General features: G+C 41.2%; 6 protein-coding genes. 2 read left to right on the top strand and 4 right to left on the bottom strand.

From position 1 onward, the window contains the following. Window positions 1–419: 419 nt before the first annotated feature. Window positions 420–2,534 (bottom strand): RNA degradosome polyphosphate kinase, encoded by a 2,115-nt coding sequence (locus tag EIZ39_RS24900; RefSeq protein WP_129204042.1) that lies wholly within the window; start codon window positions 2,532–2,534, stop codon window positions 420–422. Between the two features lie 237 nt (window positions 2,535–2,771). Beyond that, entirely contained in the window at window positions 2,772–3,527 is a 756-nt protein-coding gene (locus EIZ39_RS24895) for a DUF4931 domain-containing protein (protein ID WP_129204040.1), read from the bottom strand. Window positions 3,528–4,051: 524 nt separating this feature from the next. On the opposite strand from EIZ39_RS24895, the gene EIZ39_RS27830 reads away from it, so the two are divergent. Together EIZ39_RS27830 and EIZ39_RS27825 are read left to right on the top strand one after the other, a co-directional pair. Beyond that, the gene (locus tag EIZ39_RS27830) at window positions 4,052–4,492 is read left to right on the top strand and encodes a metallophosphoesterase family protein (protein ID WP_368666362.1); all 441 of its coding nucleotides are present in this window, start codon (window positions 4,052–4,054) and stop codon (window positions 4,490–4,492) included. Next, the gene (locus tag EIZ39_RS27825) at window positions 4,378–4,776 is read left to right on the top strand and encodes a metallophosphoesterase family protein (protein ID WP_368666363.1); all 399 of its coding nucleotides are present in this window, start codon (window positions 4,378–4,380) and stop codon (window positions 4,774–4,776) included. Before EIZ39_RS27830 ends, EIZ39_RS27825 begins: the two co-directional genes overlap by 115 nt. Before the next feature lie 185 nt (window positions 4,777–4,961). Here EIZ39_RS27825 and EIZ39_RS24885 read toward each other — a convergent pair whose 3' ends face one another. Beyond that, window positions 4,962–5,513 (bottom strand): DJ-1/PfpI family protein, encoded by a 552-nt coding sequence (locus tag EIZ39_RS24885; protein ID WP_129204038.1) that lies wholly within the window; start codon window positions 5,511–5,513, stop codon window positions 4,962–4,964. Window positions 5,514–5,670: 157 nt separating this feature from the next. Further along, the gene (locus EIZ39_RS24880; protein WP_129204036.1) at window positions 5,671–7,032 is read right to left on the bottom strand and encodes a DJ-1/PfpI family protein; all 1,362 of its coding nucleotides are present in this window, start codon (window positions 7,030–7,032) and stop codon (window positions 5,671–5,673) included. Window positions 7,033–7,973 lie beyond the last annotated feature (941 nt).

The raw sequence follows: 7,973 nt of genomic DNA, 5'->3' as shown, positions 1-7,973 counted from the left end.
AGTGTCCAAACTTAGGGGGCTAAGCCGATAGCATCCCTTAATTCACTATATATGAGCAAAAAATCCTCTTAAACTGAAGAATAATGGAATCAATGTCCGTCATCCTCTGAAAACCAACCCAATATCTCAAAATAACGAACCGCAGGTCCGCAATAACATGAACAAAGTCACCATAAGTCGCTACTTTGCTCTTTTTCCGGGTACTGCGTTAAGCCATGGTGCAACTTATCCCTCTCAATGAGGGATTGCAGACCAAACTCCAGCACCTAGCATTATGTTTCCGTTGGCCGTCCTGTCGTCATTAGAAGAAAAATAACCGCTAGAAATTAGCGGTTAAAAGAAGGGATAGCCATTTAAAGGTGTTGTCATTTCTTATTTTAAAACAAAAACATTAAGCAAGTATGAACGTGTTATTAAGTTTATTCGATGGCTTCTGCAGCCTGAAACGCCCTTTTACATAATTGTTCCTGGCTATTGATCTCAGGCTCATCGGCTTGTCTAGATACATAATGATAATTCCCCTGCAGGTCTTGTTCCCTTGCTTTGACGTTATCGTTCAAGAGGAGCAACAATGCTTCTTTGATCTTTTCCTTATGCCTTTCATCATGGACAGGAAAACAAATCTCTACCCTTTTCATCATATTGCGAGTCATCCAATCAGCGGAAGAGAGGTAGATCCTTTCTTCTCCATTATCGTTAAAGTAAAAGATTCTACTATGTTCAAGAAATCTGCCTACAATGCTCCTCACCCGTATATTGTCACTAATATCCTTTATGCCTGGACGTAAGCAACATATCCCACGCACGATCAAATCTATTTTTACCCCCGCACGTGAAGCCTCGTAGAGCTTCATAATCATGGTTTTATCCGTCAAGGAATTCATCTGGGCAATGATTCGTCCATTGCCCCACTTTTCATGAGATGCCATTTCTTGATCAATCAACCTGATTAGATGCGCACGAATATCGTGTGGAGAGATGGAAAAATGGTAAAAAGATGGCTTTGCCCTATATCCGCTTAGATAATTAAAGAAGTGAGAGGCATCCATGCCAAGTTCAGGATGTGATGTAAATAATCCAAAATCCGTGTAAATCTTTGCTGTTGATTCATTATAATTTCCTGTTCCTAAATGGACAAAGCGCTCGATATGGTCTTGACCTCGACGAACAACCAAAATAATCTTGCTGTGCGTTTTTAAGTCTGTCATACCATAAATAACATGGCATCCAGCTTTCTCTAGTTCCTTTGCCCAATGAACATTATGCTCCTCATCGAAGCGTGCTTTCAGCTCCACAAGAACGAGTACTTGCTTTCCATTTTCCGCAGCTTCCTTCAACGCTTCGATGATCGGTGAATCCTTGCTGACCCGATATAGGGTCTGCTTAATAGCAAGAACAGAAGGATCCTTGGCTGCTTGCTTCACAAATTCGATGACCGGGTCAAAGGATTCATAGGGATGGTGAAGAAGGATATCTTTTCTGCTAAGGATCTCAAAAATATTGTCCCCGAGCTTAAAATCAACGGAAGGCTGCGGAATAAAGGGAGAATAGACTAGATGCTCCCTTTCCTTGATTATTTTACTGTAGAATGAAAATAAAAAGGATAAATCCAACGGTCCATGAACGCGATAGGCATCTTTTTCATGGATCTCCAATTCTTCTAGCAAAAATTGAATCGTCTCATCATCCACTGTTTCTTCTTCGACTTCAAGGCGTACCGTTCTCCCCCACTTGCGTTTTTTCAGCTCTTCTTCAATGACCTTGAGTAGATCCTCTGCCCCTTCTTGATGCAGTGCCAAGTCAGCGTTTCTCGTAATCCGAAAAGTCGTTACAGAACAAACTTCATATCCGATAAACAGCTTGTATAAAAAATGTCGAATAACTTCTTCCAGAAGGACAAATTTAACTTCGTAAGAGTTTTCATCTGTTAGAGCAATATAGCGTTCTAACCCTCTTGGGACCTGAACTAAGGCCCGTTTTTGATTATCCGTTTTCTCGTTATGGTCCAACTCTCTTAATGTAACCGCGATATTAATACTCTTATTCAACAAAATAGGAAACGGATGATAAGCATCGACCGCTAAAGGGGTTAGAACAGGTGAAATCAGGTTGTCAAACAATTGCTCAAGAACTCCTATTTGCTGATCGTTGAGTTGGTTTATTTTCAAAAGGTGGATGTTGTCCTTTTGCAGCTGGAGCATCAGGCTATGATAGGTATTATAATGAAGCTTGACTAACGGATGATTAAGTTTAGATATGCTGGCTAGTTGCTTTTTAGGAGTCAAACCAGCTTTATCTTCAGGAAACAGAAACCCGGCATCTACTTGATCCTTTAAGCCCGCTACGCGTACCATGAAAAATTCATCTAGATTCGAGCTGAAAATAGCAAGAAACTTTAATCGCTCGAGTAAAGGATTTCGCGGGTCCATAGCTTCTTCCAAAACTCGCTTATTAAAGCCTAACCAGCTGAGTTCCCGATTATTAAAATAAGATGGATTTGTTAAATCGATCTGTTCTATTTGTTTTTTATCCATTCTATACACTTCCTACGATGTATTGAATCTCTATTATATTATTGTTTTGTAAATTACATGTTAAGATCTTGTAAACTTTTATCTATATTATTTGCAAAAATAATAGAGTAACATGCAAAAATAATGGGATGACTTGCAAAATTACAGCGCTACTCAGCAAGTCCATCCAGAAAAGAAAAACTCCCCACCTTTAGGTGGGGAGTTGAGTTAGATTCTATCCTCATAGCAGTCGGCTCTTCAAACATATAACTTCTGAACAGATCTCACGATATCTTCAAGATTCATGGCCACTTGGGGAATCGAATAGCCCACGAATAACGGAGAAGTAACGAATCTAGGAATAATCTTAGCGATTAACTTATCTCCAACTTGGTAAAAGAACAGATTGTAGCTATCGCATCTATAAAAATGGTTCAAAATATAATGGCAAGTGCGTTGGATAAACTCCGCCATTTGCTTCGTTTCACCCTGTTCGGAAACCACATTAAATTCGTAAAAGCCCATTCTTGGCGAGGTGGAGAGGTTCCATTCAACGTGATGGCTTTTTGCAATAAGTATTCCTTCGAAGTGGGCAGGCTCTACTAAGCGGTTGCTATCCATATGGTTGAGCCCGATAATCTGCATATGAGGATGACGAATGGATCCTCCCGATTTAGGTCCGTGATTCTTGAAGAAAATGACGGAGCGAAATTCATGGCTATCTAAAAGTCGAAGCCAATGAGACACACCAAAATCAATCAATTGAAATAGGTGATCTTTACGGTAAAGGGAGAGCTCCGAGTCGCAATCCTCTGTTTCAATCAACACTAACGGGTAAGTTTCCTCCAGCACTGGATACTTATTTTTAAGGAGAATGATCTCTCCCTTTTGATCAATGATGTCTTTTAGCTTCTCTCTTTCGCAAAAAGGACAAGAGGCTCCTCGATTAATGATATTTTCAGGTTTTTGAATCCCAATACTCGAATTAAAGTAAAGATGTGTATGAGATGACAAGGTGATCTGAGCTCCCCCTTTATTCCACAGTTTCTTTCCCTCATCATACCGAATCCAATAGGAGAAAAAAAGAGTCTATGGCTCGTTATGCAGCACGTAAAATGATATCCACTTATCATAATGATATATTTTTTCTCTTGAACCACAGGAATAAATAAATGCAGATAAAAATCAAAGGTAGACCTACTAACCCTAAAATACTTAATACAATGAATAAAGAAAACGCTCCACCCACTCGAGTTTCATCATTAGCAAAAAATAGTATAGAGGTTAATAAACCTAACCAAAGTAGAACAAATATATAAACCAACCTAAACATTTTTCCTCCCTAAACTCTTCCTACAGAAATATTAGCCTAACTCCATACTTATAGACGTAGATCCATTCCTAAAGGTTACTTCTTCCAGAACTTCTTTACTCATAAAGATCAATAAAGCACGACTTTGTTTAATAAGCGCATTTCATTATAATAAAATTATTACTATAAATTCCTATAGAAGTTTGATCTCAGGGAGGAAAAAACGATGAAGATTGCATTGATTTCCGATATTCACGGAAATGCCGTTGCGCTTGAGGCAGTTTTAGATGATATAAAGAAGCAGGATGCAGATAAGATATATGTATTGGGTGATCTTTGTTATCGAGGACCAGAGCCTAAACGAGCACTGGAGCTCATTCGTGGGTTGAATACGGAAGTGATCAAAGGGAATGCCGATGAATGGGTGGTTCGAGGGGTTCGGGCTGGGGAGGTTCCGGAAAAATTGATAGAGCTCATGAATCACGAACGAGAGTGGACTGTTTCCAAGTTGGAACCATTAGATATGGAGTATCTCGCAAGTTTGCCTAACTCATTCACTGTACCATCAAGGGGACAGAAATATATGGATTCCACGCGACACCGGATAGTTTATTTGATGTCATTGCTCCTCATGCTGAAGATGCGGTATTTGAACGTCGGTTTTTGAGTTCTCGGGATGCTCAGATTTATGTGTATGCTCATATTCATAAACCCTATATTAGATACATTAACGGTAAGGTAATTATGAATATAGGGAGCGTAGGCCTTCCCTTTGATGGACTTCCAAAAGCTTCCTATGGCCTAATTGATATTCAAGAAGTTAGCTTCACTACCTCCATCCAACGAGTGGCCTATGACCTAGATAAGGTCGTCGCACTCTATCATGAAGTGGAATATCCGAACGCGAAAATGATGACGGAGGTAGTTCGGAACGGGAGAATTGGATCTTAGGGACAAGCGTACGCTGACCCTCCCCTCCTCTTTCTTTCAGCTATACTGTCCAATATCTCTCTAGTTCTGCATTTAATTCGGCATACATCTTTTATACTTTCATTTCTAAAGAAAAGGATGTCGCCTAAAGGCAAGTTTTCCTCACCTTTAGGGACACCCTCTGATCTTATCTTATTATAGTAAAGCTATTTCATCAATTTCATGAATTCTCTCATGAAACCGGGCAGATCTGGCCAAGCATGGGCAGAAACCAGAGTTCCATCCACATGCAGCGTCTCTGTCTTATACAGAGCTCCGCATGCTTCCACATCCGGACGGCAAGCCTGGTAAGCTGTCATTTCTTTTCCTTGGATATACTCTCCTACTAGAGCCAATACCTGAGAACCGTGGCAAATGGAAGCGACAGGCTTCCCTTCGATAAAGAAATGAGAGACAATAGACTTCAGATGTTCGTTCAACCGAATATATTCGGGGGCACGTCCACCGGGAATAATTAGACCATCAAACTCAGCGGGGTTGACTTCAGAGAAAGCCATATGAGATTCGAGACGATAGGCAGGCTTTTCCGTATAGGTTTCGCTATGTGGTTCAAAATCATGGCACACCGTATGTAACGTCTTTCGCGTAGGGGAAGCAATAACCACTTCAAAGCCTTCTTCTATGCATCGATAATATGGATAATAGATTTCTAGCGCCTCTACAGCATCACCTGAAACGATTAACACCTTTTTACTCATAAGATCACCCCTTATAATAAGTCCATGCTCCCTTATTCTATCAATGGTATTTATTTCCTGTCAATAGAGTGTCGATAGAATAAGGAGCCCAAGTCGGGCTCCTTTCTAATTTTACCACTTCCACATTTTCGAAAAAGAAATCCAGGGCAATTGTCCCTTACATGGACTGTTTTGACATGTTTCTCTTTAAAATGAATCGTCTATCGATATAACTTGCAATCAATAAGGCAACGAACACGGTTAGTAGAAGGTTAAAGTAAGTTTCAAACGGAACCGCATTCCCTTCCAGATGGATATCCGTCGCACGATATTCGAGTCGTTTCACCGCATGTTTAGCGGTTAGAATGTCTTCTTGTTTGGCTAAATCTTCTAGCTGAACTTCAAAGATAAAACGATCAGGAGAGTCACTGTGGGCGAAGCGAAGTTCTTTCGTATTCTCTACCTCGTTCCATTGATGAAGTTCATCTGTTGCCAATGTTCTTGCCTTCATTCCTGGAACGATCATTTTATCTAGCTTGGGTGCATCTGACATTGTAAATCTGGAAATTAAATTCAGTCCGTGTTTTGTAACTACGGGAGCATCCGTACTGGTAATGGAATGTACCTCACTCGTTCCGGAGTCTGAATAAATATCGAATACGGAGGCCAAGGCCATTTCTTCCACACCGTTATAAAGCAGCACCCCAGCCTCTGTTTTGTTCCACTGAAACATATTGTTCAATACGTAGGTGGAGAAGCGCCAATCCTTGTAAAAGGGGTCTACTGTCGGATTCTTTACGAAGTGGTAGGAAGGATAGTTCATCTCCTTCGCCACTTTCTCTGCCACCGGCTCACCTAGCTTTTTCGAGATGACATACAGCGTGGCGTCAATTCCTGATGAAATGCCTGCAGAGGAAACCATGTTTTCGCCATTCGTTACATATCGTTTATCCTCTTGCCATTTCACTTCAGGGAATTCCTTTGTTAGATACCCCATGGTCTGCCAATGAGTCGCCCCTAACTTCCCATCTAATAATCCGGTTGCTGCCAAATTACCTGCTCCAGCACAAATGCTTAATAATGTCGTATCTTGATGCTTTAGAATCCAGTCGGTAACAAGTTCTTCGTTTTTTGCGTTCGTCATATAAGGGATGGCAATAATGTCAGGGCTCTTACCTAGTAATCCATCTAATTGTTGAAACGAATAATGGGGCATCACGTCCAAGCCACCGGTTAAAGATTTCACTTGATCGTCTGCAGCCACAGCATAAACATTGTAAGCTCCAGTCATGGAAAACAATTGATAAGGAATGGTGAAGTCAAGACCTTCTGTTGTTCCGTTCCCTAAAATGACAGCAACGGTGGGTTTCGCTGAATCATGTTGAGGCTTTTGCATTCCCTCTAAGGAAGGAACAGCTTCTTGGCGAATGTTTCCATAGAAGTTTTTCTGAGAGCGGAATTCCCCGTACGTTCCAATTCCTCCAACCAATAGGATGAAAATACCAATATAAACAACAAAGCGAAATAGTAACTTTAACATTTTATCCAGCTCCTTTAGAAATCTTATTTACAATAACATCTTACTTCGTTGTAAGGACTCTCAACGCGCAAAAAATCAACCTCTGCACGCAAAAAATTGCGGGTGGCACGCAACGAAAAAAATGAAAAAGAAAAGAGGCTTCAATGAAGAAGCCCCATGGTATCGCCTATTTAAAAACCGAACTGCTGCAATGTATGGATGATAAAGGCAGCACACATCCAATTTGTCACTCCTTATGATTTCACTTGAACCACAAAGGGTACCGTAATTAATTGACCGTCACGTTGAAACTGCGCCCAGATTTTATACTTTCCTGCATGGGGGAAATTCGTTACAAAACGAGCTTCTGGACCTTTCGCTAACTCGTCAACGGGATGAACATGGAGATACTCCTCAGTATCTTCACTCAAAATCACCACATGGCCTACCGCCCCTAGATAAGGTTCTAGATCGGTAATGGGCTTTTTCGTATTCGCATCGGCCAGCTTAAACACCAATTCAAAGTCCTGCCCGATCTGCGGATGATCATTTACAAGTGTGACTTCGACTTCATCTACACTCTTGGCATGATTCGGACTAGGCTGCAGTGGAACAGGAGGCTTCGTTTCCCCTTCGATTCGAATCCATTCGGTTTCGGTTGTACTGCTTCCTCCGGTCGGAAGATAATCCGCGATCAGCTTATATTCACCGCCGGCTGGAAGTGAGGTGGTAATCTCAAATTCCCCGTTCCCCTTGTAATCGGGATGGATATGATCGAAATAAGATAAGTCTTTACTAACGACGATCAGGTGAAGCAGTTTCTCGTGGTTCATGTCAAACTTCTCAATTGCTTGGTTCTGTTCATTCTGGATCTTCATTTTTAGTGTTGTATTGGCTCCTGCAACCGGATTTTCAGTTGACCACACGGCATGAGTCACCACGGAGGATACGGTTGACTCCGC

The sequence above is a fragment of the Ammoniphilus sp. CFH 90114 genome (assembly GCF_004123195.1).
Classification (GTDB): Bacteria; Bacillota; Bacilli; order Aneurinibacillales; family RAOX-1; genus YIM-78166.
The sequence above is the reverse complement of the archived record's forward strand: the minus strand, read 5'-3'. Positions and strand labels throughout refer to the sequence as shown.

Coding starts and splice junctions, on each gene's coding strand:
- EIZ39_RS24900 (WP_129204042.1), bottom strand. CDS start 2,534: ATGGATAAAAAACAAATAGAACAGATCGATTTAACAAATCCATCTTAT.
- EIZ39_RS27830 (WP_368666362.1), top strand. CDS start 4,052: ATGAAGATTGCATTGATTTCCGATATTCACGGAAATGCCGTTGCGCTT.
- EIZ39_RS24885 (WP_129204038.1), bottom strand. CDS start 5,513: ATGAGTAAAAAGGTGTTAATCGTTTCAGGTGATGCTGTAGAGGCGCTA.
- EIZ39_RS24880 (WP_129204036.1), bottom strand. CDS start 7,032: ATGTTAAAGTTACTATTTCGCTTTGTTGTTTATATTGGTATTTTCATC.